Below are 25,260 nucleotides of genomic sequence, written 5' to 3' on the forward strand. Positions count from 1 at the left end.
AATGAAAAAAAATAAAGTAATTACATATCAACGCCCATTATGGCTGGCTTTTATATATACATTTTTAATGGTGTATATAGGAAATAGCCAAGAGACATTTCCTAAAAATGGTGTTTCAGACCAACTTCCAAATACTTTTGCCATTACCAATGCAACCATAATCCCAGCACCAGGTGAGGTCTTAAAAAATGCCACATTATTAATAAGAAACAAAAGCATTGAAAAAGTGGTCAATGGAAGAAGTGTACCAAGTGGTTACACCGAAATAAATGCAAACGGAAAATATATTTACCCCTCTTTCATTGATGCTTTTAGTACATACGGACAGCCCGAAGTTAAGAATTCACCACGTGGAAACCCTTATGTTAAAAGAGAACAAATACAATCAAATACAAAGGGATCATTCAATGCTAATGAAGCTATAAAATCTGAATATAATGCATCTGAACATTTTTTGGTTGATAGAAATCGAGCACAACAGCTTCGTAAACAAGGATTTGGACTTGTAGCTACGTTTAGACCCGATGGTGTGGCCAGAGGAACAGCATCTTTAGTTGCCCTTGGAGAAAGTAATGAAAACCAAGAAATGTTACAATCAAAAGTGGCTGCTCATTTTTCCTTTCATAAAGGCAGTTCAACCCAAGATTTCCCCATTTCACCTATGGGAAGTATTGCATTATTACGTCAAACCTATTATGATACTGAATGGTATAATCAATTTAAAAACAAACCTTTTATGGATCAATCGTTGGAAGCCATTTTAAACATAAAAAAACTTCCACAAATATTTGAGACTAATGGTTGGTTAAGTACATTAAGAGCACATAAAATAGCAAAAGAATTTAACATTAATTATATCCTCAAAGGAGGTGGGGACGAGTACCAACGGGTTGATGAAATTAAAGCATTAAATGCAACATTTATAATTCCGCTTAATTTTCCCGATGCTTATGACGTTTCAAATCCTTTTGATACTGAAAAAATTTCCTTGACCGATTTAAAGCATTGGGAACTGGCACCATCTAATCCTGCGCGTCTCGAAGAACACGATGTAGCCTTTGCTATTACATCTCACGGACAAGGCAAAATTGATGATTTTTTATCCAATCTTAAAAAAGCTGTAGCTTATGGCTTAAGTCCTAAACAGGCTTTATATAGTTTAACAGTATTGCCAGCTAAATTGTTGCATCAGGAAGATAGAATAGGAACTTTAGAAAGCGGAAAATTGGCAAATTTCATAATTATTTCTGGAGAAATTTTTGATAAGAAGACGGTTATTTATGAAAACTGGGTTCAAGGCAAAAAATATATTGTTGTCCAAGAGGATGATCCTTTAATTATTGGAACCTATTCTCTTTCGGTTGATGGTGAAAATTATTCTTTGGTGGTTGAAAAAGCAAAAAAGGGTTATAATGCAAAGCTTCTTGATCAGAGTTCAACAGAAATAAAAACAGATTTTAAATTGACCGGAGATATAGTAACCCTTCAATTTAATAAAGATTCTGAATCTTTTTATCGTTTAGGAGGTTGGATAAATAATGACCCAGAGAAAATGGTTCTACAAGGTAAAGGGCAACGCAATGATGGTAAATGGATTGAATGGAAGGCCACTAAACCAAAAGAGCCATTACAAAATATAACAAATCAACATAAGGAAACGGCTTTGCAAAGAAAAGAGTTAGGCGATGTCATTTTTCCGTTTGTAGCCTTCGGCAGCCCTGAAAAACCAGTACAACAAGATATATTAATAAAAAATGCAACAGTATGGACTAACGAAAAGGAGGGTATTTTAACCGAAACCGATGTGTTGCTAAAAGATGGAGAGATAGTTCAAATTGGTAAAAATCTAAAAGCATCTATAGCAAGAATAATTGACGGAACAGGGAAGCATTTAACTGCGGGCATTATTGATGAGCATTCCCATATTGCGTTAAGTGCCGTAAACGATATTGCAACGGTATCTGCCATGATAAGAATGAGTGATGCTTTAGATTCAGAGCGAATCAATATTTACAGAGCATTGGCAGGAGGCGTTGTTGCAGCCCAAATATTACATGGTTCGTCCAATCCAATTGGAGGCCAGTCTGCATTTATCAAGTTACGATGGGGAGAAATTCCTGAAGGCCTAAAAATCAAAGAAGCCAAACCTTTTATAAAATTTGCTTTAGGAGAGAACCCCAAGCGGTCAAAAAGTGTACCTTCAATACGGTTTCCAAGGTCTTTGATGGGGTTGGAACAAGTATATACCGATGTGTTTACACAAGCATTGGCGTATAAAAAGGACTGGCAAGAGTTTAATGCTTTAAAAAAGAAAGACAATACAGTAAAACCTAGAGTAGATTTAGCTAATAAAGCATTATTAGAAGTTGTGGAAGGCAAACGGTATATTTCTTGCCATGCCTACCAGCAAGGTGAAATGTTAATGCTCATGAATGTAGCAGAACGATTTAATTTTAACATTAATACTTTTACGCATGTTTTGGAAGGTTATAGGATTGCAGACAGGATGTTGAAACATGGAGTAGGCGGCTCTACATTTTCAGACAAATGGAATTTTAAATGGGAAACCAGAAATGCCATTCCCTATAATGCAACAGTAATGCATAATGAAGGTGTTGTTACAGCTATCAACTCTGATAGTCAGGAAACTATACGGCATCTTAATCAAGAGGCTGCAAAATCTGTTAAGTATGGCAATATGAGTGAACAAGATGCTTTAAAACTGGTGACACTTAACCCTGCTCAACTATTGCATTTGGACGATACCATGGGAAGCATTACAGTTGGAAAATCTGCCGATGTTGTTTTGTGGTCAGAAAACCCACTTTCAATTTATGCAAAAGCCGAAAAAACAATAATAGAAGGCATTGTGTATTTCGATATTGAAAAAGACAAGCAATTAAGAAAAGGTATTCAAACTGAAAGAAACAGGATCATCAGTGCAATGAAGAATGCCATTAAAACAGGTTCAAATGTTGAACCACACATATCCATATCAAAACCAGATTTCACCTGCGAGTATTTAGGTGTTCAAAATTAATTGTTAAATCCAATACAAATGAAACATATTAAAAACTATAAAATCTTAATTTTACTAGTTGCTTGCTGCATGTCATTTAGCATTTTTGCACAAGAGAAATTAGCTATAAAAAGTAAAAGTGAACCTGTTATACTAGTTGGAGGCACATTGCATATTGGTACAGGCAAGGTGATGCAAAATGCTGCTATAGGGTTTGAAAATGGTAAAATTTCAATAGTTGATAAATTAGAAAACACAAAGATTGATAATTCTGTGTATAACGTAATTGATGTCTCTGGGAAACATATTTACCCTGGATTTATTTTGCTTAATTCTTTAATTGGTATTGAAGAAATTAGTGGTGTACCACACTCAAATGATAGAAATGAAGAAGGTAGGATTAACCCCAATTTAAATACAGCTTTTGCTTTTAAATCAGATTCAGAATTTTTACCAGTTTTAAGATTTAATGGTATTTTAACCGTTGAAACTGCTCCGAGAGGTGGTATGGTTTCAGGTACATCGTCAGTAATGAAACTTGATGGTCGAAATTGGGAAGAATCCTTATACCAATTTGGCACAGGCATACATTTAAATTGGCCAAGTTCCAGTCGGACTTCTTATGATGCGGCAACGCATACAAGACGGTCAAATCCTAATAAAAATTACAGTGCTAATGTAACAGAATTAAAAAATTTATTTACACAAGCGATTGCTTATGGGAAACAAGAAGATAGAAAACCTAACTTAAAACTTGAGGCCTTTCAAGGGCTATTTAATGGTACACAATCGTTGTTTATCCATGCTGTTGAGCCTAAAGAAATTATTGAAAGCATTCAAGTTTCAAAAAAAACGGGAATAGAGCATGTTGTACTCATATCCGCAGAATCGACTTTATTGGTTGTAGATTTTTTAAGGAAAAATAATATTCCTGTAATTCTGCCACCAACACATAGTGTACCAAGTAGGGAGGATATGGATTACGATCTGCGATATAAACTGCCATATCTTCTTTCTAAAGAAGGTATTGTAGTAGCAATAAGCCATCAAGGGATGTTGTCAACATCTAGAAATTTACCATTTTATGCAGGCGTAGCTGCAGCTTTTGGTCTAGATAAAGAAGAAGCCCTAAAAACTATATCTTTAAATGCGGCAAAAATTTTAAGAATTGATAATACGTTGGGTTCTCTTGAAGTTGGAAAGGATGCCACTCTATTTGTATCAACTGGAGATGCTTTGGATATCAGAACAAATAAACTTACCCATACCTTTATACAAGGAAAAAACATAACGTTGGAAGGTAAGCAACAGAAACAATATAAACAGTATTCAGAACTACTGGGTCATAATGAATAGTTTGATACAGCGTATTGAAGATGTAACGGTAGCATTTAGTAATTGGATCTGGGACATTCCTTTATTGATTTTGCTCATTGGTGGTGGTATTTATTTTTTGATCTATTCTAGATTATTGCCATTTAAACATTTTTGGTACGCCATAGCCATATTAAAGGGTAAATATGGCAACAAAAAAAATTCAGGTCAAATAAGTGCATTTCAAGCATTATCTACTGCGCTTTCTTCCACTATAGGAATGGGTAATATCGCTGGTGTTGCCATTGCAATATCAATGGGAGGGCCAGGTGCATTATTTTGGATGTGGATAAGTGCCATTATTGGCATGACAACAAAATACTTTACCTGCTCCTTGGCCATAATGTATCGTAGTAAAGATAGTTCAGGTGAAATACAAGGAGGTCCAATGTATGTCATTACTGAAGGGCTGGAAAAAAAATGGAGACCACTAGCGATATTTTTTTCAATTGCAGGGCTTATAGGGTCTCTACCTATTTTTACGGCCAACCAATTAACACAAGTGCTAAACGACATTTTACTTCCAGCTTTGGGGTATCAAGAATCTATTGAATCAACACTCATTTTAGGCATTATAATCAGTGTTTTTGTTTCTATTGTAATTTTGGGAGGCATAAAAAGAATTGCAAGTTATGCCTCAAAACTTGTACCAGCTATGGTCATATTATATTTCTTGTCGGTTAGTTATATATTGATAGTTAATTATATGGCTATAGTTCCCTCATTATGCCTCATCTTTCAAGATGCTTTTACAGGCAACGCCGTTTTAGGCGGTAGTATTGGCAGTATCATAATTGTTGGTGTGAGAAGAGCGGCATTTTCAAACGAAGCAGGTATAGGTACTGCACCAATGGCACATGGCGCATCAAGCAATCAAGAACCTGTAAGGGAAGGTTTAATAGCCATGTTAGGCCCTTTTATTGATACCATTATTGTTTGCACCTTAACGGCTTTGGCAATTCTTGTTACCAATAGTTGGTTACAGCCAAATATAGAAGGAGTGACCATTACATTATATGCTTTTATTCAGGCCATGCCAAGTTATGGAGCATTCTTACTGGTGTTTATCGTGTCAATTTTTGCCTTTACATCTTTATTTACCTATTCGTATTATGGTTCTAAATGCATCTCTTTTTTATTGGGGACAAAATTTAAAAAGGCTTATAATTATATTTATATCGCCAGTATTATCATAGGCGCTGTTTCTTCTATGGCAGGAATTGTAAGTTTAATTGATATAAGCTTTGCCATTATGGCTATCCCAACAATGGTATCCGGAATTATTTTGGCACCTAAAGTAATGCAGGCCACTAAATTGTATTTTAACAAACTTGAAAACGAGTCAACCCATTAACAAAAAATGTATGAAAAAAATAGCCTTGATATTCAGTTTTGTATTTTTACTAAATACGTACGCTCAAAAACCTGTTTTTAAAGGACAAGAGCCTATAAAACAAATTGTAACAACGGTAAAACCAGTACAAAAACAATGGAAAGGAATATTTCCTTTTGAAACGGATGCTGTTTATTTTTCCAATAATTTTGAAGGCGGTCGATTAAATGGTATAGCTCGAGAAAATGACAGTACATATACGGTACTTATAACTCCTGAAAATACACCGATAAACATAAGTCCCTGGTACGCTTTTAAAGTTTGGTCTAAACAGAAAAAACAAATTTATGTAACCCTTACATATAGTGAAGGCTATAAGCATAGATATAATCCTAAATTAAGTAATGACGGATTAAACTGGACATCCATAGATTCTACAAATTATGTAGAATATGAAAAAGGGGACAAAAATTTTGGCCCAGGTTCACTTGCATTAAAAGCACAAATGACGTTAGGAGTAAGTTCAGATACCTTATGGGCAAGTGCCCAAGAACTTCAAACCTCAAAGCATGTTAAAAAATGGGTTGAAGGCCTATCAAAGAAAACATTTATCTCAAATCAGCAAATTGGCAAAAGCAAGGAAGGAAGACCATTGACTGCCTTGAGTATTGGTAATAAAAGATCAAAAAGAATGCTTATGGTCATATCGCGGCAGCATCCACCAGAAGTTACAGGGTATTTGGCAATGAAAGCTTTTGTAGAAACCATCAGTTCTAATTCAAGACTGGCTAAAAAGTTTAGAAAAAAATTCACAACCTATATTGTTCCTTTGATGAACCCTGATGGGGTTGATAATGGGAATTGGAGACATAGTTCTGGGGGAATTGATTTGAACAGGGATTGGACTCATTTTAACCAACCCGAAACATTGGCAGTGAGTAAATTTATTGAAGAAAAGGAGAATGAAACAAATGGTAAATTCTATTTCGGCATAGATTTCCATTCTACTTGGGACGATATTTATTATACCATAGCCGACAGTTTCAAAGGCAATATGCCTGGATTGGTGCCAGAATGGTTAGATAATGTAAAGAAAGCTATTCCTGATTATAATCCCAATATCAGACCCAGTGATACAATGGAGCCAGCTATCATATCACGTAATTATTTTTATGTTGCTCATGGTATGGAAGCCTTAGTTTTTGAGATTGGCGATAACACGCCAAGAGGGTTTATAAAAGAAAAAGGAAGGTTAAGTGCCATTGAATTAATGAAACTGATGCTTTCTAAATTATGAATTTTATGCTATTAGTATTTTTTAAAAGGTTTTAATTAGTCATTTAGTTTCCGTATATTATTGCTTTAAAACATTGAATTATGGAGCAATTTAACGGTCAAGACATACTATCCTTTATAAAAGAATTACCAAATGATGAAGCTTGTAAGGCTTATTTAGCCAAAATAAAATGGCAAGTAGCCAAAAATATCCCTACCAACCCATGTAAGTAAATGGCATATACAAGCCTATTTTGATGAATTCTGTTTTAGAATTAATAGATCACAATTTCAACAAAGCATCTTTCATAAAACAAATACAGAGAATGGTAATTGCTAAGCCTATTTATCAAAATCAAATAAAACAGATACTAAGTGTATAACTCATTTAATTAGTTTGGTTTGGTTAAAAGATTTTTTTGAACTTACAGCTCTAAATGATTTAATTTATGTATGCAGATGCATAACAACCAAGTTCAAATCTTTGATTTAAAAGGGAACTTTGTAAGAATGATTGGTTGGAATGAAACCATAAAAGCAGCCAAAGGTGTAAAAGTAACTGATATCCAAGTCATCTTTGCAGATTTTGAAGGCAGCAGAGTATTAGTTTACGATTTAAATGGTAATCTTATTCAAATTATATCTGGCGAATTCAATCAGCCAACAGATATTGTAATTGTTAGCAATAAAATATTTGTAGTAAATTATAAAGGAAAAAAGGCTTCTGTATTTAAAAATTAATGTAATAGTTTAAATGAGTTCAATATATCTTTTTGAACCAAAAACGAATTCAGCAAATTCTACAAATCATTCAGTAAATAACGTAATACATTAAAGCCCTTTAATTCTGAAATTTGTAGTCTACAAATAAGAATAGGATTATGGAGACAATAAACGTATTTGAAACCAAAGAAAAGAACCGTAAACAAGGAATAAAGGAATCATTTCCTGTTACAGGAATGACCTGTGCTTCTTGTGCAGCTAGCGTTGAATCTGTATTAAAACACACAGAAGGTGTATTTGATGCAAGCGTAAACTTTGCAAATAGTTATGTTCTTGTAGAGTACGATAAAGAGTTGAGTTCTAATCAACTTCAAAAGGCACTTCGTGAGGTAGGTTATGATATTATTATAGATGCAGAAGACCCTTCAGAAGTTCAACAAGAGCTTCAACAAAAGCATTACCAAGATATAAAGAACCGTACTATTTGGTCAGCGATTCTTACACTTCCGATTTTTGTGTTGGGAATGTTTTTTATGCAATGGGAACCTGGGAAATGGATATCGTTGATACTGACTATTCCTGTCCTATTTTGGTTCGGACGTAGCTTTTTTATCAATGCTTATAAGCAAGCTAAATATGGTAAGGCGAATATGGATACCTTGGTAGCCTTGAGTACAGGAATCGCTTTTCTCTTTAGTGTCTTCAATACTTTTTTTCCTGATTTCTGGTTGAGTCGTGGTATCGAGCCTCACGTCTATTATGAAGCGGCTACGGTAATTATAACTTTTATTTCCTTGGGGAAACTATTGGAAGAAAAGGCAAAGTCAAATACCTCTTCGGCCATTAAAAAGCTAATGGGATTACAACCCAAAACGCTAAAAATTATTGAGAATGGGGAAGAAAAAGAAATCCCTATTTCGGCTGTGCAAGTCGGTCAGACCATTTTGGTGCGCCCGGGAGAAAAGATTCCTGTAGATGGAGAAGTGTCCAAAGGAAGTTCTTACGTAGATGAAAGTATGATTACGGGAGAACCTGTTCCCGTTGAAAAATCAAAGGATGAAAAAGTATTTGCAGGAACGGTAAACCAAAAAGGTAGTTTTCAATTTATTGCTGAAAAAGTAGTTGGAGAAACCTTGCTGTCACAAATCATTAAAATGGTCCAGGAAGCTCAAGGAAGCAAGGCACCAGTTCAAAAACTGGTTGATAAGATTGCTGGTGTTTTTGTTCCAGTCGTTTTAGGTATATCTATCATTACGTTCATTGTTTGGATGTTAATTGGCGGCGATAATGCATTTTCGCAAGCCTTATTGACTTCTGTAGCAGTGTTGGTTATTGCTTGTCCCTGTGCTTTAGGATTGGCAACCCCTACTGCCATAATGGTGGGGATTGGCAAAGGTGCAGAAAACAATATTCTTATAAAAGATGCAGAAAGTTTAGAACTCGGTCATAAAGTAAATGCGGTCATTCTTGATAAAACAGGTACAATTACAGAAGGAAAACCTTTAGTGACTGACATACTTTGGAAGGATAAACTTGAAAATCAAAATCAATACAAGCAAATTCTTTTGGCAATAGAAGCACAATCAGAACACCCCTTGGCAGAAGCGGTAGTCAACCACTTAAAAGATGAAAATATTGAAAAAGCTGAAATTGCTTCTTTTGAAAGTATTACAGGAAAAGGTGTGAAAGCTCAACCAGAAAATGGTTCAAAATACTATGTTGGAAACCATAAACTCATGCTTGAGAAAAATATTCAAATCGATTCTTCCTTAATGCAAACAGCAGAAAGTCTTGAAGAGCAAGCAAAAACAGTCATATTTTTCGGTAATAAAAAACAAGTATTGGCGATACTTGCCATTGCAGACAAGATTAAAGAAACTTCAAAAAAAGCAATAGCGACGCTTCAAGAAAGGGGCATTGAGGTTTATATGCTTACTGGAGATAATAATAAAACAGCATCTGCTGTGGCAAAACAGGTTGGGATATCGAATTATCAAGGCGAAGTTATGCCTTCAGACAAGGCAGCTTTTGTTAAAAAATTACAAGCTGATGGTAAAATAGTGGCTATGGTGGGAGATGGCATTAACGATTCTCACGCTTTAGCACAAGCCAACGTGAGTATCGCAATGGGCAAGGGTTCTGATATTGCAATGGACGTGGCAAAAATAACCTTGATAACCTCAGATTTGCAATCCATTCCAAAAGCATTGGAACTGTCAAAAAGAACCGTATTGGGTATCCGTCAGAACCTATTTTGGGCATTCATCTATAACATCATTGGAATACCTATTGCAGCAGGAGTTCTTTATCCCGTAAATGGCTTCTTATTAGACCCAATGATTGCAGGAGCAGCAATGGCTTTCAGTAGCGTATCGGTTGTTGCCAATAGTTTAAGACTTAAACGAATAAAACTTTAAGAGGCCTTTTTGGAAGATATGATTAGAATTTTTATAAATTATTTTTGATGCAGAACGAGACAAAATCTTCTAAGGATAGCATCGCTATCATTCAAAATTTTAACGAAGTAATGTGCAAAAAGAAGCATAAAAAAATAATTGATATCTTTTAAAATGACCTCTATTATTAATGATAAATTCAAATACAATGAAAACTTTAAAATTTAAAACGAATATCAATTGTGGCGGTTGTGTATCGAAAGTAACCCCTTTTTTAAACAAACAGGAAGGTATTGAAAGCTGGGAAGTGGATACCGCTAATCCAGATAAAATTTTAACCATTAAAAGCGATGGTGTAACAAAGGAAGATGTAAAGGCTACATTGCAAAAAGTAGGCTTTAAAGCGGAAGCTGTAGATTAATACCTCGTTTTAATATGGTTTATATATTAATTTTGGTTGTGATTCTTCTGTTTGCTATTCATTTTTATCGAAAAGCGAAACGGCATAGCGTAAAGCCTTTTCCAGAGTATTGGCACAAATTATTAATGGAAAAGGTCCTTTATTATAGAAATCTTTCAAGAGACAGACAGTTTGTTTTTCAACAAAAAATGATGCAATTTTTAAGTGAGGTTTATATAGATGGTGTGCAGTTTGAATTAGAAGAATTAGACAAAATTTTAATTGCAGCAAGTGCCGTAATTCCTGTTTTTGGCTTTAAAGAATGGCACTACACTAATTTAAGTGGCATTCTATTGTATCCAGATAATTTTAATGAAGATATGCAATTTAGCAGTAAGGATAACCCACGCAATATTGGTGGAATAGTCGGGAACGGACGTTTTGAGAAACAAATGATTTTATCTTAAAAAGCATTGTATCACGGTTTTAAAAACACAACCGATAAAAGCAATACGGGCATACACGAATTTGTGCATCTTATTGATAAGTTGGATGATAGTACAGATGGTGTGCCAGAGCGATTATTAGAACATCAATATGCAATACCTTGGCTGAATTTAATCCATAAGGAAATAGAAGCGATAAATGACAATCATTCTGATATCCGAAAATACGGAGGTACAAATCAGGCTGAATTTTTTGCAGTAGCTTCAGAATATTTCTTTGAGCGTCCAGAGTTGCTAAAAAAGAAACATCCTGACCTATATAGAATAATGGTTATAAGCTTTAATCAGAAGCCTGATCAAAAATAGCGCCTAGTTTTCTTTCTCATTGAAAAACCACCGTCTTTGACGGTGGTCATGTTTTAAAGGCTCTTCTATTATAAAAAGTTTCATACTCATATTATTTGCACAACCATTGCATTAAATAATTTATATCTTTGCTACAATGAAATTTTTAGCATTCATATTATCAATTTATATTTTTGTGCTTAATTTAGCACCTTGCGAAGATTATACTCTGCTTGATGATGAGCTTAAAACAGAAATTTCTCAGGCAGTTGACGATGACCATCAGCATCAAGGCTCAGATTTATGCTCGCCTTTTTGCATTTGTCAATGTTGTCATATTAATGCCATGCACCTCAAATTCGTAAATGTAAAGTTTACTATAGCTTATATTTCTACTCAAGATTTTTTCTACCTAAACGGTTTAGAAAAAGATTTTTCTACTTCAATTTTACAGCCCCCAAGAGTATAATTCAGTTTTTTAAAGGATAACTATATCCATTTTTGAGCCTTTAAGGTTCTTTTCATTTCGATTGATTTCAATTTTTATATCAGAATTATATCGAGAAGTTTAACTGAATTAATACATTTTTTATGATTAATAAAATCATTGATTTTTCAATCAATAACAAATTCATTATTGGTTTGCTTACGCTTACCATTGTTGGAGCTGGTATTTGGAGTATGACCCAAGTACCAATCGATGCTGTTCCAGATATTACCAACAACCAAGTGCAGGTCATTACACAAGCTCCCAATTTAGGAACAGAGGATATTGAGCAGATTATAACCTATCCTGTAGAGGTAGCCATGAGTAACCTACCTAATGTTCAAGAGATCCGTTCCATTTCTCGTTTTGGCTTATCGGTTGTTACCATTGTTTTTGACGATGATATGGGAACCTATCTACCGCGTCAATTAGTCGCTGAAAAACTCAATGAAGTCAAAGCACAAATTCCCGATGGGTTTGGAGAACCTTCAATGGGGCCAATTTCATCTGGTCTAGGGGAAATCTATCAATACACACTTAAAGTCAAACCAGAATATAAAGACACGTATTCGGTTACAGATTTGCGTACCATGCAAGATTGGATCGTTCAACGCCAAATGGCAATGGTAGAAGGTGTGGTTGAAGTTAATGCTATTGGCGGAAAAATTAAGCAATACGAAGTCGCTGTCGACCCAAACGAGTTACGGGCCATAGGATTAACAATTACAGATATATTTGAAGCGCTTGAAGCCAATAACCAAAATACAGGTGGTGCCTATATCGAAAAAAACCATCAAGCCAATTTTATTCGTGGCGAAGGCTTGGTACGTAGTTTAGATGATATTAAAAAGATTGCTGTTAAAAACACAAACAACATTCCCATTACTATTGGAGACATTGCCAAAGTACAATTTGGTTCAGCCATTCGCTATGGCGCATTAACCCAAGATGGAGAAGGCGAAGTTGTAGGCGGTTTGGTAATGATGCTTAAAGGCGCAAATTCAAACGATGTTATCGAGAATGTAAAAGACCGAATGGCCCAAATAGAAAAGTCGTTGCCAGAAGGCGTCATTATTGAACCTTTATTAGATCGAAGCAAGTTAATAGCAGAAACCACATCAACGGTGGCTACAAATCTCATTGAAGGTGCATTGATTGTCATTTTTGTACTTATCTTTTTATTAGGAAATTGGCGTGGAGGTTTAATCGTGGCATCCACAATTCCATTATCGCTATTGTTTGCATTTATCCTAATGAATGTATTTGATGTCTGGGCCAACCTAATGAGTTTAGGCGCAATAGATTTTGGGATTATTGTCGATGGCGCAGTCATTATTGTTGAAAGTACCGTTTTTCTTATCGCATCTCAAATATTAAAAAAGAAGAATCTAAGCGCAAAAGAACGTGATGGTGTTGCGGCAGATGCTTCAAAAAAGATGATGAATGCTGCCTTTTTTGGGCAGCTTATTATTCTAATTGTCTTTCTTCCTATTTTGGCATTACAAGGCATTGAAGGGAAGATGTTTAAACCCATGGCATTAACCTTTATTTTCGCAATGATTGGTGCCATGGTACTTTGTTTGACGTATGTGCCTATGATGTCCGCATTAATTTTAAGAGCACCAAAGTCAGATAAAAAATCGTACGGAGATAAATTCGTCCATTGGGTAGAACGTAAATACCAACCTTTGTTGGTTAGAGCCTTGCAAAAAGGAAAACTGATAATCGGTATTGCTGTTGTTTTGTTCGGAATGACTGTTTTTATGTTTACAAGAATGGGTGGCGAGTTTATTCCACAGCTCGATGAAGGCGATATTGCATTTCACGCCATTTTGAAACCAGGTAGTTCTCTTACTGAAACTATTGAAACGACAACAAAAATTGAACAAATTGTAAAAGCAAAGTTCCCAGAAGTTGAAAAAATTGTAAGTCGTATAGGGGTTGCCGAAATACCAACAGACCCAATGCCTATGGATTTGGCAGATATTTTTGTGATTTTGAAACCTAAAAGCGAATGGACCTCGGTAGCATCTAAAGATGAACTCATCGAAAAAATGAAAGAAGCGGTTGAAATAATTCCTGGTGTTAATTACGAATTTACACAACCTATCGAAATGCGTTTCAATGAATTGCTTGAAGGTGTTAGGGAGGATATTGCCATAAAACTCTACGGAGAAGATATCAATGTACTCTCTCAAAAAGCAGAGGAAATAACTAGAATTATTGCAGGTACAGATGGTATTGGAGATATGAAAGCCGAAGCCACAACAGGTCTGCCGCAAATGACAATTACTTATAACAGAAGTAAATTGGCGCAATATGGACTGCAAATAAATACCTTGAATCAAATCGTCCAGTCAGCATTTGCAGGTGGAACGGCAGGCACTATTTTTGAAGGTGAAAAACGATTTGATTTAGTGGTGCGGTTAACTGCTAACAATCGTAACGACATAACCGATGTTCAAAATTTATTTATCAATTTGCCTTCAGGTACTCAAATCCCACTTCGTGAAATAGCAGATATAACCTATAAATCAGGTCCGATGCAAATAAGCAGAGACAACACCAACAGAAGAACCTATGTAGGGATAAATGTTAGGGGGCGTGATGTCAAATCGTTGGTAACCGAAATCAAATCAAAGTTAGATGCTAAACTCGAATTACCATCTGGTTATTTTATTAGATATGGTGGCGCATTTGAAAATTTAGAACGTGCCAGTAACCGATTGCTGACGGTAGTGCCAATAGCATTATTGCTCATTTTTGTACTCATATATTTTGCTTTGAAATCATTACCACAAACTTTAATGATTTATATCGCAATTCCTATGGCAACCATTGGTGGGGTGGTGGCATTGTGGTTAAGGGATATGCCATTTAGTATTTCCGCAGGCGTAGGATTCATAGTATTATTTGGTGTTGCGGTTTTAAATGGATTGGTGATGGTTAGTGGTTTAAATGAATTGAAAGATGAAGGCGTTGCCAATCTTAAAGATAGAATTACCGAGGGTACAAAACGACGCATTAGACCTATTATGTTAACGGCTTTTACAGATGTTTTAGGGTTTTTACCTATGGCCGTTTCGGCATCAGCTGGTGCAGAAGTGCAACGACCTTTAGCAACTGTCGTGATAGGCGGTTTACTCACCTCTACCTTACTCACATTGTTTATTTTACCCATATTATACCATGGGGTAGAAACTAAATCTTTAACATTTAAAACGAACAAAAAAATGATTACTGTTACGGCAATAATAGCATTTCTTTTTATACTACCTATCCATGCAAATGCACAACAAACTAATGATACACTTCCTGTAATAACACTGCAAGAAGCTGTAAAATTATCAAAAGAAAATTATCCGCTATTAAAACAAAAACAATTAGAAATTACCAAACAAGAACAGTTAAAAAGTACCGCTTATGATTTTGGTACGACTCAAATTTTTACAGGAGGTGAAGAAGTTAATAATGGAAAAGGTATTTTTACCACTATTGGAATTGGTCAATCCAACATCGATGTGTTTGGTGTTTCTGCTAAAAAACGATTGCAGGAACAACGCATTCAATTTGCCCAAAAAACATTTCAGCTTTCAGAATTAGAGCTGGAATTGGAAGTGAAAAAAGCGTGGGCAAATGCCTTACAGAGTAAAAGGAATTATAATTTATATAAAGAGTTGGATTCCATTTATACCAACTTTGGAAAAGCAGTAGCATTGAATTATGAAGTAGAAGCCATTTCAAGATTAGAATATTCAGCAGCAAAAAATCAAGCATTACAGATTAAAAACAAGTTTATGCAATCAAAAAGTAACTATAATATTGCATTACAACAATTAAATCTATGGTTGGTTTCCGATACATTCTATACTATTCCTAATGCTATTGAAATGACTAACGAAATGGATATGGATGCTTTTATTTTGGAAACACATCCTTTATACAATATAGCACAATTGGAGGTAAAAGAAGCAGAAGCAACATATAAGGCTGCCAAAGCTGATAATTTACCTAAGTTAAATCTTCAAGGTGGTTTACAAAACGCAAACGGTAATTCAGGTTTTTATACCTATCAAGCAGGTATTTCAATTCCGTTTTTATCAGGTACGACTAAAGCAAAAATTAAAACCGCAAAAATTGATACCGAAATTGCTAAAACAAATATTCAGTTCAAAAAACAAGACCTGCAATCCCAGTTTATACAATCAAAAGAAAATTATAAAAAGTGGAAAAACTCTTGGCTATTCTATAAAAATGAAGTGTTACCGCTTGTAAAAGAACAAAAAGCAGGTGCTTTATTTGCCTATAAAGAAGGAGAAATAGATTACACAGGCTTTACACAACTCATAAAAGAAGCCATTCAATCTGAATTAGAAGCTCAAGAAGCATTAATAAATTATTTAGAAAGCACATTTCAACTACACTATTTTAATCAATAAGACAATGAAAAACATACCATATAAATTTTTTGCTATAATCTTACTGTCAATGATACTGACCTCTTGCAATAGCGACAAACAAACGGCAGATAGCACTAATTCTAATGCAGATAGCACTAATTCTAATAGTGAAGCAATAAAGGAAGATTCTAATGAGGGGGAAGAGGTCATGCTTTCACAGCAGCAGTTTGAAGCCTTACAAATGAAAATTGATACCCTTGCAGTGCGCAATATGAGTGGTTATGTAGAGGCCAATGGCACATTGGAAGTGCCACCTCAAAATGAAGCAGCCATTACTTCCGTTGTTGGAGCAAACGTGGTGTCTATAAAAGTAATTGAAGGTGATAAGGTAAATAAAGGTCAAGTAGTTGCCTACCTCTCGCATCCTAATATTATCAAAATGCAAACTGATTATCTTAATGCGTATAGTAACAGTAATTTTTTAAAGAAGAACTATGAACGTCAACAAAAGTTATACGATGCAGGAGTAGGGTCTGGCTCAAATTTTCAAAAAGCAGAAGCAGAATATGAAGCCTCTAAAGCGATGGTAAATGGATTAGAAGCTCAATTACGACTATTAAATATCAATGCTTCATCAGTGAGCAATGGTACAATCGCACAAAGCATTTCATTACGGAGTCCAATAGATGGTTTTGTCCAAAAAGTTGAAGTCAAAACAGGACAATATGTAGAACCGCAAACCGAACTGTTTGAAATAGTAAACACACATCACGTGCACGCAGATTTAATGGTCTTTGAGAAAGATGTAAATAAAGTTAAGAAAGGTCAAAAAGTCATTTTCAATGTGCAATCTATTACAGACGAAGAACTTACAGCAGAAATCTACTCGGTAAGTAAAACCTTTGAAGACAATCCTAAAGCAATTCACGTTCATGCTGAAATAGAAAACAAGAAAGGTAATTTAATTCCAGGAATGTATATTAAAGGTAAAATTCAAGTAGAAAACTCTAAAATAAAAGCATTACCAGAAAGTGCCATCATAAAAGAAGGCGATAGATTCTACGTATTTTCAGCGGAAAGAGAAAATAAAGATTGGAGTTTTAAACCCATTGAAGTGGTTTTAGGAGCAAAAGATGGCCATTGGATAGCTGTTCAATTTCCTGAGGAATTAGAAGAAAATACAAAATTTGCTTATAATAATGCGTATTATCTTATTGCCGAAATGAAAAAAGGAGAAGCGGAACACGAACATTAGAATATGCAAACAATAGAACAACTTTTAGAGTCAAAAAATATACGCGTAACGGCAATGCGCTTATTAATTTATAAGTTTCTTGCAGAAAAACAAGTAGCAGCTACATTAAGTGATATAGAAAATGCTTTTGAAAAGGCAGACAGAACCACTTTATATAGAACCATAAAAACCTTTGAAGAAAAAGTGATTGTGCATCAAATAGACGATGGTACTGGGATTACTAAATATGCCCTATGTGAAAAGGGATGTAATTGTGACATTGAAACCGATTTACATTTGCACTTTCATTGTACCAATTGTAATGAAACAACTTGTTTAACAGAGCATAAAATTCCTCAAATTAAAGTGCCAGACGGTTATGTTTCAGAAAATGTGAATTTGGTAGTAAAAGGCATTTGCGATAAATGTAGTAGTTAATAAAGCACTTCCATTGCACTGTATTTTAATACATCTTTGTATTTATTAGATATAGAAGTGGTTTAAACTTTTTTCAATTGGCTGCAAAAGGCTCCTTTTCACCCCTTTTTCGCCTTTTTATTACTTCGTAGCCCTGCTATGAAGTGCAAAAAAGTCTTTAAAATGAATAAAAAATAGCTATTTTTCGCTTCAATCAAAAAAGTTTAAACCACTTCATAATAATGATGAAAAACAAATTAATAGGAGCAAGCTTATTTACAGCAGTCACAGCGTCATTGTGTTGTATTACGCCTGTTTTAGTGTTAATTGCTGGAACAAGCGGAATGGCCTCAACATTTTCTTGGATAGAACCTTTTAGACCGTATCTGATTGGATTTACAATGTTAGTTCTTGGTTTTGCTTGGTATCAAAAACTAATCCCGATAACTATCGGGACTAAAAATGAAATCGACTGTGAATGTGATGTGGCCGACCTGCCTGCCGGCAAGGCAGGGAAACCAAAATTTATACAGTCAAAAACCTTTTTAGGCATTGTAACTGCCTTTGCAATTATAATGTTGGCTTTCCCCTTCTATTCAGGGGTTTTTTATTCAGACACGAAAAGGCAAATAATGGTGGTTGATAAATCGGATATGAAAACAATCGAATTTAAAATTAGCGGAATGACCTGTGAAAGTTGTGAAGAACATGTTGATCACGAGGTAAATAAACTAAAGGGTATTATAAATTCAAAGGCCTCATACAAAAAAGGAAATGCCATCATTGAATTTGATAGCACTAAAATTAATGAAGTTGAAATTGAAAAAAGAATTAACTCTACAGGTTACAAAGTAACCGACAAAAATAAAGACGAATGGAAGTCCAATTAAAATCAGAAATTACTTGTCCAGACTGCGGACATAAAAAAGTAGAAGATATGCCAACAAACGCTTGCCAGTTCTTCTATGAATGTGAGAATTGTAAAATAGTTTTAAAACCAAAAGAAGGGGATTGTTGTGTTTATTGTTCATACGGAACAGTGCCTTGTCCACCAATCCAAGAAAACAAAAGTTGTTGTTAACTCAAATAAGATATGAATCGGTTGGTCACATGTACTTGCGATAAATATAGCAGCCAATAATTCACTTCCATGGCACTAAATTAGCGTAATATCCCTAGTAAATAGATAAATGTTTATGAAAAAAAAGAAATTAAATTTAAGAGATATTAAGCCTCAATCTGAAACAGAACATCATCACGATGATGGTCACGACCATAATGAAAACAAAAGTGGATTTAAGGCCTATATACCTGCAATTATAAGTTTTGCAATGCTCATTATTGGAATTGCTTTAGACTATTTCGATATATCCTTTTTCAAAGATTGGTTGCGTTTAGGGTGGTATGCTGTAGCATATATCCCTGTTGGACTTCCTGTTGTAAAAGAAGGTTGGAAAAGTATTAAAAGAGGCGATGTTTTTACAGAGTTCTTTTTAATGTCCATAGCAACCATTGGAGCCTTCATAATTGGCGAATATCCAGAAGGTGTTGCGGTCATGCTGTTTTATGCTGTTGGAGAGTTGTTTCAAAATGCAGCAGTCAATAAAGCGAAAGGTAATATTAAAGCATTGTTGGATGTGCGCCCCAAAGAAGCCAATGTTTTTAGAAACGGTGATGTTATAAGCATCAGTCCAGAAACTGTTGAAATTGGAGAAAAAATTCAAATTAGAGTTGGTGAAAAAATTCCATTGGATGGTGTTTTAATTTCCGAAAAGGCATCATTGAATACAGCAGCTTTAACAGGCGAGAGTAAACCAGATACGATTATAAAAGGAGCAAATGTTTTTGCAGGTAGTATTAATTTAGAAAGCGTCATTGAAGTTGAGGTTACCAAAGAATTTAAAGACAGTTCCATTGCCAGAATATTGGATTTGGTTCAAAACGCAACCGCTCGAAAATCAAAAACGGAGTTGTTTATTCGACAGTTTGCGCGCGTTTACACACCAATTGTGGTGTTTTTAGCAATAGGAGTTACGTTCTTGCCATACTTTTTTGTAGATGATTATGTGTTTAGGGATTGGCTGTATCGCGCCTTAATCTTCTTGGTGATTTCGTGTCCTTGTGCTTTGGTTATTTCTATTCCTTTGGGTTATTTCGGTGGTTTGGGTGCCGCTTCAAAAAATGGAATTTTATTTAAAGGCGCTTCGTTTTTGGATGCCATGACCAAAATAAATACGCTGGTTATGGATAAGACAGGTACAGTAACTAAAGGTGTTTTCAAGATTAAAGAAATTAAAGCTATCAATTGGGATGAAAAAGAATTTATGAAGTATCTCATGGCTATTGAAGAACAATCTACACATCCCATTGCCAAAGCCATCTTAGAGTATATAGCTGAAGGAACAGATTATGAGGCTTCCGAAGTATCCGAAATAGCAGGAAAAGGACTAAAAGGCATTGTGAATGGTAAAACTGTTTTAGTCGGTAATAAAGCCTTGATGACTGCTAATAATATAAATGTATTAGAGGAAACTGAAACGATTGTAGAGTCCATAGTATTAGTATCTATAGATAATGCATTTGCAGGCTATGTGGTTATTGCAGATGAATTAAAGGAGGATGCTAAAGAAACAATTACAGCACTACATAAGGTAGGGATTAAAAACATCATGATGCTCTCTGGTGACAAGGATTCCATAACACAAAAAATAGCTTCTGAATTGAATATTGAAAAAGCCAAAGGTGGTTTATTGCCAGAAGATAAATTAAATGAAGTTGAAAATTTAAAGCAAAATCCTAATAATAAGATAGCTTTTATTGGCGATGGTATTAATGATGCACCAGTGTTGGCAGTAAGTAATGTAGGCATTGCCATGGGAGGATTAGGAAGTGATGTTGCTATTGAAACCGCAGATGTTATCATTCAAACAGACCAACCTTCAAAAGTGGTAAAAGCCATTAAAATAAGTCGTTCCACCCGAAAAATTGTATGGCAAAATATAGTATTGGCATTCAGTGTAAAAGTGATTGTTCTAATTTTAGGAGCAGGTGGTTTGGCTACTATGTGGGAAGCTGTTTTTGCAGATGTAGGCGTCGCATTATTGGCCATATTGAATGCAGTTAGATTGCAGCGAATGAAATGGGATTGAAAATCTTAAACAAATAGAGTTCCTGCGTTTCCAGGACCCAACATACTACCAAAACTTGCGATTGTCTTTGTTAATACCTCAGAATATAAACTAAAAAGGGTTACCCACTTCTCTTGAGTCTTTCAGCGACAATAATAACTTGTAGTACGACTTGAACTATATTATAAATATTGGACAGAATGAATGTATTAAATTTTATATCAATACATTCATTCTGTCCAAACTGTTGAAAATTTTGTTTAAAACGAATAAGTTTAAGCACTCATTTCGCTCTTAGATCTTTTTTCAACAAATTTTTCAATTAGATCTGGTACTTTTTCAAAAGCAGCAGAAAGGCCATGTGCTTTGCCAGTTTCAATAAAGGAAATCTCTTGATCTTTAGTTACCAAAAAGCCTATTGGCTCAATGCCAACACCAGCACCAGCGCCAGCGCCCTGACCTTTTCTAGCTTTTGCTTTGGTTTCAACACCTTCGCCACCACCAGAGCCAAATCCCATGCCCACTTTAATTACTGGGACACATTTAAATAGTCCTAATTCAAATGGTTCACCAACGACGGTTTCGGTTTTAGTTTCAGACTTTATAAAGTCTGTAACTTTTTCTAATAATTCTTCAGAATGTAAGTCCATAATGTAATTTTTTAAAAGTTAATAAATGATTTGATTATATAAATTGGTCTGTTTTTAATAAGCAAAACCAATTGATTCTGTCCTTGAAAATTGATATGATATTTTCCTCCGTTATAATTTAATAGAGCAAATACAGGGTATAGTTTAGCATTCAAAATTAAATCTCCAGTATCAATATTGATAAAAAAATCTTTGACTTTAAATGTTTTTAACATTTTTAAAACCCTAATAAATGGTAAGTGTCTTTTGTTTTTATCTACGTCGTTTTTTTTAGATTTTCCTCGTTTACTTAAACGCTTTTTTTTTAATGGGTATATGTAAAATTTCATCAACAAAACGTTTAATTTAATCCTGAATACTTCTGTGTCGTGTCCTTCTAAATTTGCCTTAACTATACCTTGTAATTGTATGTAGTATTGTTTAGATACAGTGTCTATACATATAATAACGGGCACCAATAGCAAGGCAATTATGAGCAGTAAACAGATTACTATGACTATAGAAAGAGTCATGATTAAATTTTAGTTTAAAGTAAACATTGGCGCGTATATAAAACAATGATATATATCAATTTAAAGTAATATTTCTGATAGTTTTCCTTGTTGTTTTCGTATTAAATCAGAAAGCTCTTCTCATAAAAAAGTCTTTAATCTAAATTTAAAGATAAATGTCCTTGAGGGTTATTGAAATGATAATGGCTATGGCATTGTAGCCATTGACATAGCTTCCTATAACAGCATCGCAATCAGCCTTTAATGTTTCTACTGGAAAATTATTGAGCGCCCCACCATCAACATAATAAGAAACTTCAATTTTTACGGGCAATACACCAGGAAAATTACAATCAAGGCCACTTGCTCGAAATGATATTTATCAGACCAATGATTTTTATCATTTCACGTATACCGCGATTGCCATACATTTGGATAGAATGCTATATTCAATATGTCAGGATTCGGTAATATACGTGCCCAATTAAAGGCCTTCTTAGTTGAAATTGGGGAGCTGTCCTACTTTACGGCACGTTTTTTTAACAATGTTTTCAAACCACCTTTTGAATTGAAGGAACTATGGCGCCAATGCTATAATATGGGAAATCGCTCCTTAGTACTGGTAGGCATTACAGGTTTTATAATTGGACTCGTACTGACCTTGCAAACCCGTCCAACCCTCATGGAATTTGGTGCCGTATCATGGATGCCGTCCATGGTCGGTATTTCTATCGTAAGGGAGATTGGCCCAATAATTACGGCCTTGGTCTGTGCTGGTAGAATTGGCTCCGGTATAGGTGCGGAACTGGGTTCTATGCGCGTAACAGAACAAATTGATGCTATGGAAGTGTCTGGAACCAACCCTTTCAAATATTTGGTGGTGACCCGGGCATTGGCGGTCACGTTAATGCTTCCGTTATTAGTGGTGGTAGGAGATGCGATTGCGTTATTTGGATCTTTTTTGGTTGAAAGCGTAAAAGGTAACGTCTCCTTTGTTCTCTATTTTAACAAGGTGTTCGATTCGTTGGAATTTGGTGACATTGTGCCTGCAACCATTAAATCATTTTTCTTTGGTCTGGCCATTGGCCTTGTGGGTTGTTTTAAGGGCTACTATTGTAAAAAAGGAACGGCTGGTGTTGGAAAGGCAGCAAACTCTGCGGTTGTTTTTTCATCATTGTTATTGTTTATTATCGATTTTATGGCTGTTTTGGTAACCGATATATTTTATGGTTTATGACAGAGCTCCATAACATACCAGATAAAGAGGTTGTTCTTGAAATTAAAGGTTTGCATAAGGGCTTTGGAGATAACCATGTGCTTAATGGCTTCAATATGCAATTGTACCACGGTGAAAACTTAGTGGTCATGGGGAAGTCAGGTTCTGGAAAATCGGTGATGATCAAATGCCTGGTAGGGCTCATGGAAGCCGATAGCGGTTCTATTTCGGTAATGCACAGGGACATTACCAAACTGGATCAGGGTGCACTGGATACGCTACGAGCAGATATTGGCTTTTTATTTCAAGGCAGCGCACTATATGACTCCATGACTGTCCGAGAAAATTTGGAGTTTCCTTTACGGCGGCATACCAGAAAAAATGATCAAACCGTTGACACCGAAAAGTTGGTTGTTGAAGCTTTGGAAAATGTCGGTTTAGCGAGTGCCATCGATTTAATGCCGGCAGAACTATCTGGAGGGATGAAACGGCGAGTAGCTTTGGCAAGAACCCTTATTCTACGACCAAAAGTAATACTGTATGATGAGCCCACTAGTGGATTGGACCCCATAACGGCCAAGGAAATTATTATCCTGATGCAGGACATTCAAAAAAAATATGGCACCTCCTCACTCATCATCACCCATGATGTGGATTGTGCACGGGTTATTTCGGATAGGATGATATTGCTCATAGACGGCATCGATTACGCTGTCGGAACATTTGCCGAATTATCAACCTTAAAGGACCCCAAAATTAAAGCTTTTTTTAAACAAGAACTATGAGAGATACAGGCCCACAAAAATTACGGTTAGGACTCTTTGTCATCATAGGCACGGTTTTGTTTATTGTGGGTGTTTATGTAATTGGGCAGCGGCAAAACATGTTCAAAAAAACATTTGCAATAAGTGCTTTTTTTCAAAATGTAAATGGCTTGCAAAAAGGGAACAATGTACGCTACTCGGGAATTGGCATCGGGACAATTAAAGAGATCGCCATGGTTAATGACTCTACAATCAAGGTAGACATGGCCATTGAAGAATTTATTGTGGCCCACATTAAAAAGAATGCCATTGCTACGATTGGCTCAGACGGGTTGGTCGGTAACATGATTGTCAATATCGTTCCGGGCAAGGGGAGCTCTGAAGCCATTGGCAATGGCGATATTATTGAATCTTATAGCAAATTGGGAGCAGATGATATTTTGAGCACCTTAAGTGTGGGTTCTGAAAATGCCGCGATCCTTACCTCGGATCTATTAAAGATCACAACCGCTATGATTGAGGGCAAAGGTACTTTGGGTGTGCTATTGAATGATACGATCATGGCAGAAGGTTTAAAGCGATCCGTCAACAACCTCAGAGTTGCTAGTAGAGGGGCAACAAATGCAATTAACGGATTAAATACAATCATCTCTTCGATAAAAACAAATGACGGCACCGTTTTGGGCATGTTGATGAATGACACTATATCTGGCATAAAACTAAGAAACATTGTTGGTCATCTTGAAACCTCAAGTATTGAGATTGAAACTGTCTTGGCAAATATCAATACCGTTGTTGATGATTTCAGTTCTAGTGAAGGTGCCTATGGTTATATTCTAAAGGACACGTCTTTGGTCAATAATTTAAAGTCTGCAATCAAAAACATAAATGAGGGCACAGATAGGTTCAACCAGAACATGGAAGCCTTAAAGCACAATTTTTTAACGCGAGGCTATTTTAGAAAATTGGAACGGCAAGAAAAAAGAGAAATGAAAAAAGGCGAAAATCAGAAAATACACTAAAAACAAACTATTATTCCCAACGGATGATGCCGTAATGAAATCTGTCTTTTTAGCACTAAGAGAAAGCATTAAAAAATGGACAATTGCTATTAGAAATTAGGGCATCATATTAGATCAGTTTCTGGCAATCTATAAAAAAA

Annotated in this window: 20 protein-coding genes and 3 pseudogenes; 20 read left to right on the forward strand and 3 right to left on the reverse strand. The window is 35.3% G+C overall.

What is annotated here, in order from left to right:
- The first annotated feature begins 1 nt into the window (after position 1).
- The 17 genes and pseudogenes from FAF07_RS14970 (at position 2) to FAF07_RS15040 (ending at position 20,998) form a co-directional block, all read left to right on the forward strand.
- Positions 2 to 3,040 (forward strand): amidohydrolase family protein, encoded by a 3,039-nt coding sequence (locus FAF07_RS14970; RefSeq protein ID WP_142785867.1) that lies wholly within the window; start codon positions 2 to 4, stop codon positions 3,038 to 3,040.
- A gap of 18 nt (positions 3,041 to 3,058) precedes the next feature.
- Entirely contained in the window at positions 3,059 to 4,375 is a 1,317-nt protein-coding gene (locus tag FAF07_RS14975; RefSeq protein WP_142785868.1) for an amidohydrolase family protein, read from the forward strand.
- Positions 4,368 to 5,747 carry an alanine/glycine:cation symporter family protein gene (locus FAF07_RS14980; protein WP_221930762.1) on the forward strand — a complete coding sequence of 460 codons (1,380 nt, stop codon included), beginning with the start codon at positions 4,368 to 4,370 and terminating at the stop codon, positions 5,745 to 5,747. Before FAF07_RS14975 ends, FAF07_RS14980 begins: the two co-directional genes overlap by 8 nt.
- Positions 5,748 to 5,757: 10 nt before the next feature.
- Positions 5,758 to 7,023, forward strand: coding sequence for a M14 family metallopeptidase (locus FAF07_RS14985; RefSeq protein ID WP_142785869.1), 1,266 nt, complete (start codon positions 5,758 to 5,760; stop codon positions 7,021 to 7,023).
- An 80-nt stretch (positions 7,024 to 7,103) separates the two neighbouring features.
- Positions 7,104 to 7,196 (forward strand): annotated as a pseudogene (locus tag FAF07_RS18895) (IS1595 family transposase); the annotation flags it as partial.
- A 16-nt stretch (positions 7,197 to 7,212) separates the two neighbouring features.
- Positions 7,213 to 7,384, forward strand: a pseudogene (locus FAF07_RS18900) (IS1595 family transposase); the annotation flags it as partial.
- Between the two features lie 76 nt (positions 7,385 to 7,460).
- A complete protein-coding gene (locus FAF07_RS14990) occupies positions 7,461 to 7,742 on the forward strand; it encodes an NHL repeat-containing protein (RefSeq protein ID WP_142785870.1) in 282 nt (93 codons plus the stop codon).
- Between the two features lie 140 nt (positions 7,743 to 7,882).
- Complete coding sequence (locus FAF07_RS14995) at positions 7,883 to 10,141, forward strand: heavy metal translocating P-type ATPase (RefSeq protein WP_142785871.1); 2,259 nt, start codon at positions 7,883 to 7,885, stop codon at positions 10,139 to 10,141.
- A gap of 187 nt (positions 10,142 to 10,328) precedes the next feature.
- The gene (locus FAF07_RS15000) at positions 10,329 to 10,541 is read left to right on the forward strand and encodes a heavy-metal-associated domain-containing protein (protein ID WP_142785872.1); all 213 of its coding nucleotides are present in this window, start codon (positions 10,329 to 10,331) and stop codon (positions 10,539 to 10,541) included.
- 14 nt (positions 10,542 to 10,555) lie between these two features.
- Positions 10,556 to 11,332, forward strand: a pseudogene (locus FAF07_RS15005) (M90 family metallopeptidase).
- A 136-nt stretch (positions 11,333 to 11,468) separates the two neighbouring features.
- Entirely contained in the window at positions 11,469 to 11,780 is a 312-nt protein-coding gene (locus tag FAF07_RS15010; RefSeq protein WP_142785873.1) for a DUF6660 family protein, read from the forward strand.
- 122 nt (positions 11,781 to 11,902) lie between these two features.
- Entirely contained in the window at positions 11,903 to 16,237 is a 4,335-nt protein-coding gene (locus FAF07_RS15015) for a CusA/CzcA family heavy metal efflux RND transporter (RefSeq protein WP_142785874.1), read from the forward strand.
- A gap of 4 nt (positions 16,238 to 16,241) precedes the next feature.
- Positions 16,242 to 17,453: an efflux RND transporter periplasmic adaptor subunit gene (locus tag FAF07_RS15020; protein ID WP_142785875.1), complete on the forward strand. Its 1,212-nt coding sequence runs from the start codon at positions 16,242 to 16,244 to the stop codon at positions 17,451 to 17,453.
- Positions 17,454 to 17,456: 3 nt separating this feature from the next.
- A complete protein-coding gene (locus FAF07_RS15025) occupies positions 17,457 to 17,870 on the forward strand; it encodes a Fur family transcriptional regulator (protein ID WP_142785876.1) in 414 nt (137 codons plus the stop codon).
- A gap of 224 nt (positions 17,871 to 18,094) precedes the next feature.
- Complete coding sequence (gene merTP / locus FAF07_RS15030) at positions 18,095 to 18,739, forward strand: mercuric transport protein MerTP (RefSeq protein WP_142786645.1); 645 nt, start codon at positions 18,095 to 18,097, stop codon at positions 18,737 to 18,739.
- On the forward strand, positions 18,724 to 18,930 hold the full coding sequence (locus tag FAF07_RS18905; RefSeq protein WP_142785877.1) for a GDCCVxC domain-containing (seleno)protein: 207 nt from the start codon (positions 18,724 to 18,726) through the stop codon (positions 18,928 to 18,930). Before merTP ends, FAF07_RS18905 begins: the two co-directional genes overlap by 16 nt.
- A gap of 115 nt (positions 18,931 to 19,045) precedes the next feature.
- Positions 19,046 to 20,998 carry a heavy metal translocating P-type ATPase gene (locus FAF07_RS15040; protein ID WP_142785878.1) on the forward strand — a complete coding sequence of 651 codons (1,953 nt, stop codon included), beginning with the start codon at positions 19,046 to 19,048 and terminating at the stop codon, positions 20,996 to 20,998.
- A 254-nt stretch (positions 20,999 to 21,252) separates the two neighbouring features.
- On the opposite strand, the gene FAF07_RS15045 is transcribed toward FAF07_RS15040, so the two are convergent.
- The 3 genes from FAF07_RS15045 to FAF07_RS19120 all read right to left on the reverse strand — a co-directional run bounded on the left by FAF07_RS15045 (position 21,253) and on the right by FAF07_RS19120 (position 22,452).
- Positions 21,253 to 21,627 (reverse strand): GerW family sporulation protein, encoded by a 375-nt coding sequence (locus tag FAF07_RS15045; RefSeq protein ID WP_142785879.1) that lies wholly within the window; start codon positions 21,625 to 21,627, stop codon positions 21,253 to 21,255.
- 11 nt (positions 21,628 to 21,638) lie between these two features.
- A complete protein-coding gene (locus FAF07_RS15050; protein WP_142785880.1) occupies positions 21,639 to 22,139 on the reverse strand; it encodes a hypothetical protein in 501 nt (166 codons plus the stop codon).
- Positions 22,140 to 22,284: 145 nt separating this feature from the next.
- Positions 22,285 to 22,452 carry a hypothetical protein gene (locus FAF07_RS19120; RefSeq protein WP_394344960.1) on the reverse strand — a complete coding sequence of 56 codons (168 nt, stop codon included), beginning with the start codon at positions 22,450 to 22,452 and terminating at the stop codon, positions 22,285 to 22,287.
- A gap of 120 nt (positions 22,453 to 22,572) precedes the next feature.
- Between FAF07_RS19120 and FAF07_RS15060 the strand changes: the two genes are divergently transcribed.
- Genes FAF07_RS15060 through FAF07_RS15070 form a run of 3 tightly spaced genes read left to right on the forward strand, consistent with a single transcriptional unit; the run spans position 22,573 to position 25,120 of the window.
- Positions 22,573 to 23,355 carry an MlaE family ABC transporter permease gene (locus FAF07_RS15060; RefSeq protein WP_142785881.1) on the forward strand — a complete coding sequence of 261 codons (783 nt, stop codon included), beginning with the start codon at positions 22,573 to 22,575 and terminating at the stop codon, positions 23,353 to 23,355.
- Complete coding sequence (locus FAF07_RS15065; protein ID WP_142785882.1) at positions 23,352 to 24,119, forward strand: ABC transporter ATP-binding protein; 768 nt, start codon at positions 23,352 to 23,354, stop codon at positions 24,117 to 24,119. The genes FAF07_RS15060 and FAF07_RS15065 overlap by 4 nt, the downstream gene beginning before the upstream one ends.
- A complete protein-coding gene (locus tag FAF07_RS15070; protein WP_142785883.1) occupies positions 24,116 to 25,120 on the forward strand; it encodes an MlaD family protein in 1,005 nt (334 codons plus the stop codon). The genes FAF07_RS15065 and FAF07_RS15070 overlap by 4 nt, the downstream gene beginning before the upstream one ends.
- Positions 25,121 to 25,260 lie beyond the last annotated feature (140 nt).

The sequence above is a fragment of the Changchengzhania lutea genome, from assembly GCF_006974145.1.
Taxonomy (GTDB): Bacteria; Bacteroidota; Bacteroidia; order Flavobacteriales; family Flavobacteriaceae; genus Changchengzhania; species Changchengzhania lutea.

What these genes read in the sequence shown, in the direction of transcription:
- FAF07_RS14970 (WP_142785867.1), top strand. Translation starts at nt 2, where the DNA reads ATGAAAAAAAATAAAGTAATTACATATCAACGCCCATTATGGCTGGCT.
- FAF07_RS14975 (WP_142785868.1), top strand. Translation starts at nt 3,059, where the DNA reads ATGAAACATATTAAAAACTATAAAATCTTAATTTTACTAGTTGCTTGC.
- FAF07_RS14980 (WP_221930762.1), top strand. Translation starts at nt 4,368, where the DNA reads ATGAATAGTTTGATACAGCGTATTGAAGATGTAACGGTAGCATTTAGT.
- FAF07_RS14985 (WP_142785869.1), top strand. Translation starts at nt 5,758, where the DNA reads ATGAAAAAAATAGCCTTGATATTCAGTTTTGTATTTTTACTAAATACG.
- FAF07_RS14990 (WP_142785870.1), top strand. Translation starts at nt 7,461, where the DNA reads ATGCATAACAACCAAGTTCAAATCTTTGATTTAAAAGGGAACTTTGTA.
- FAF07_RS14995 (WP_142785871.1), top strand. Translation starts at nt 7,883, where the DNA reads ATGGAGACAATAAACGTATTTGAAACCAAAGAAAAGAACCGTAAACAA.
- FAF07_RS15000 (WP_142785872.1), top strand. Translation starts at nt 10,329, where the DNA reads ATGAAAACTTTAAAATTTAAAACGAATATCAATTGTGGCGGTTGTGTA.
- FAF07_RS15010 (WP_142785873.1), top strand. Translation starts at nt 11,469, where the DNA reads ATGAAATTTTTAGCATTCATATTATCAATTTATATTTTTGTGCTTAAT.
- FAF07_RS15015 (WP_142785874.1), top strand. Translation starts at nt 11,903, where the DNA reads ATGATTAATAAAATCATTGATTTTTCAATCAATAACAAATTCATTATT.
- FAF07_RS15020 (WP_142785875.1), top strand. Translation starts at nt 16,242, where the DNA reads ATGAAAAACATACCATATAAATTTTTTGCTATAATCTTACTGTCAATG.
- FAF07_RS15025 (WP_142785876.1), top strand. Translation starts at nt 17,457, where the DNA reads ATGCAAACAATAGAACAACTTTTAGAGTCAAAAAATATACGCGTAACG.
- merTP (WP_142786645.1), top strand. Translation starts at nt 18,095, where the DNA reads ATGAAAAACAAATTAATAGGAGCAAGCTTATTTACAGCAGTCACAGCG.
- FAF07_RS18905 (WP_142785877.1), top strand. Translation starts at nt 18,724, where the DNA reads ATGGAAGTCCAATTAAAATCAGAAATTACTTGTCCAGACTGCGGACAT.
- FAF07_RS15040 (WP_142785878.1), top strand. Translation starts at nt 19,046, where the DNA reads ATGAAAAAAAAGAAATTAAATTTAAGAGATATTAAGCCTCAATCTGAA.
- FAF07_RS15045 (WP_142785879.1), bottom strand. Translation starts at nt 21,627, where the DNA reads ATGGACTTACATTCTGAAGAATTATTAGAAAAAGTTACAGACTTTATA.
- FAF07_RS15050 (WP_142785880.1), bottom strand. Translation starts at nt 22,139, where the DNA reads ATGACTCTTTCTATAGTCATAGTAATCTGTTTACTGCTCATAATTGCC.
- FAF07_RS15060 (WP_142785881.1), top strand. Translation starts at nt 22,573, where the DNA reads ATGTCAGGATTCGGTAATATACGTGCCCAATTAAAGGCCTTCTTAGTT.
- FAF07_RS15065 (WP_142785882.1), top strand. Translation starts at nt 23,352, where the DNA reads ATGACAGAGCTCCATAACATACCAGATAAAGAGGTTGTTCTTGAAATT.
- FAF07_RS15070 (WP_142785883.1), top strand. Translation starts at nt 24,116, where the DNA reads ATGAGAGATACAGGCCCACAAAAATTACGGTTAGGACTCTTTGTCATC.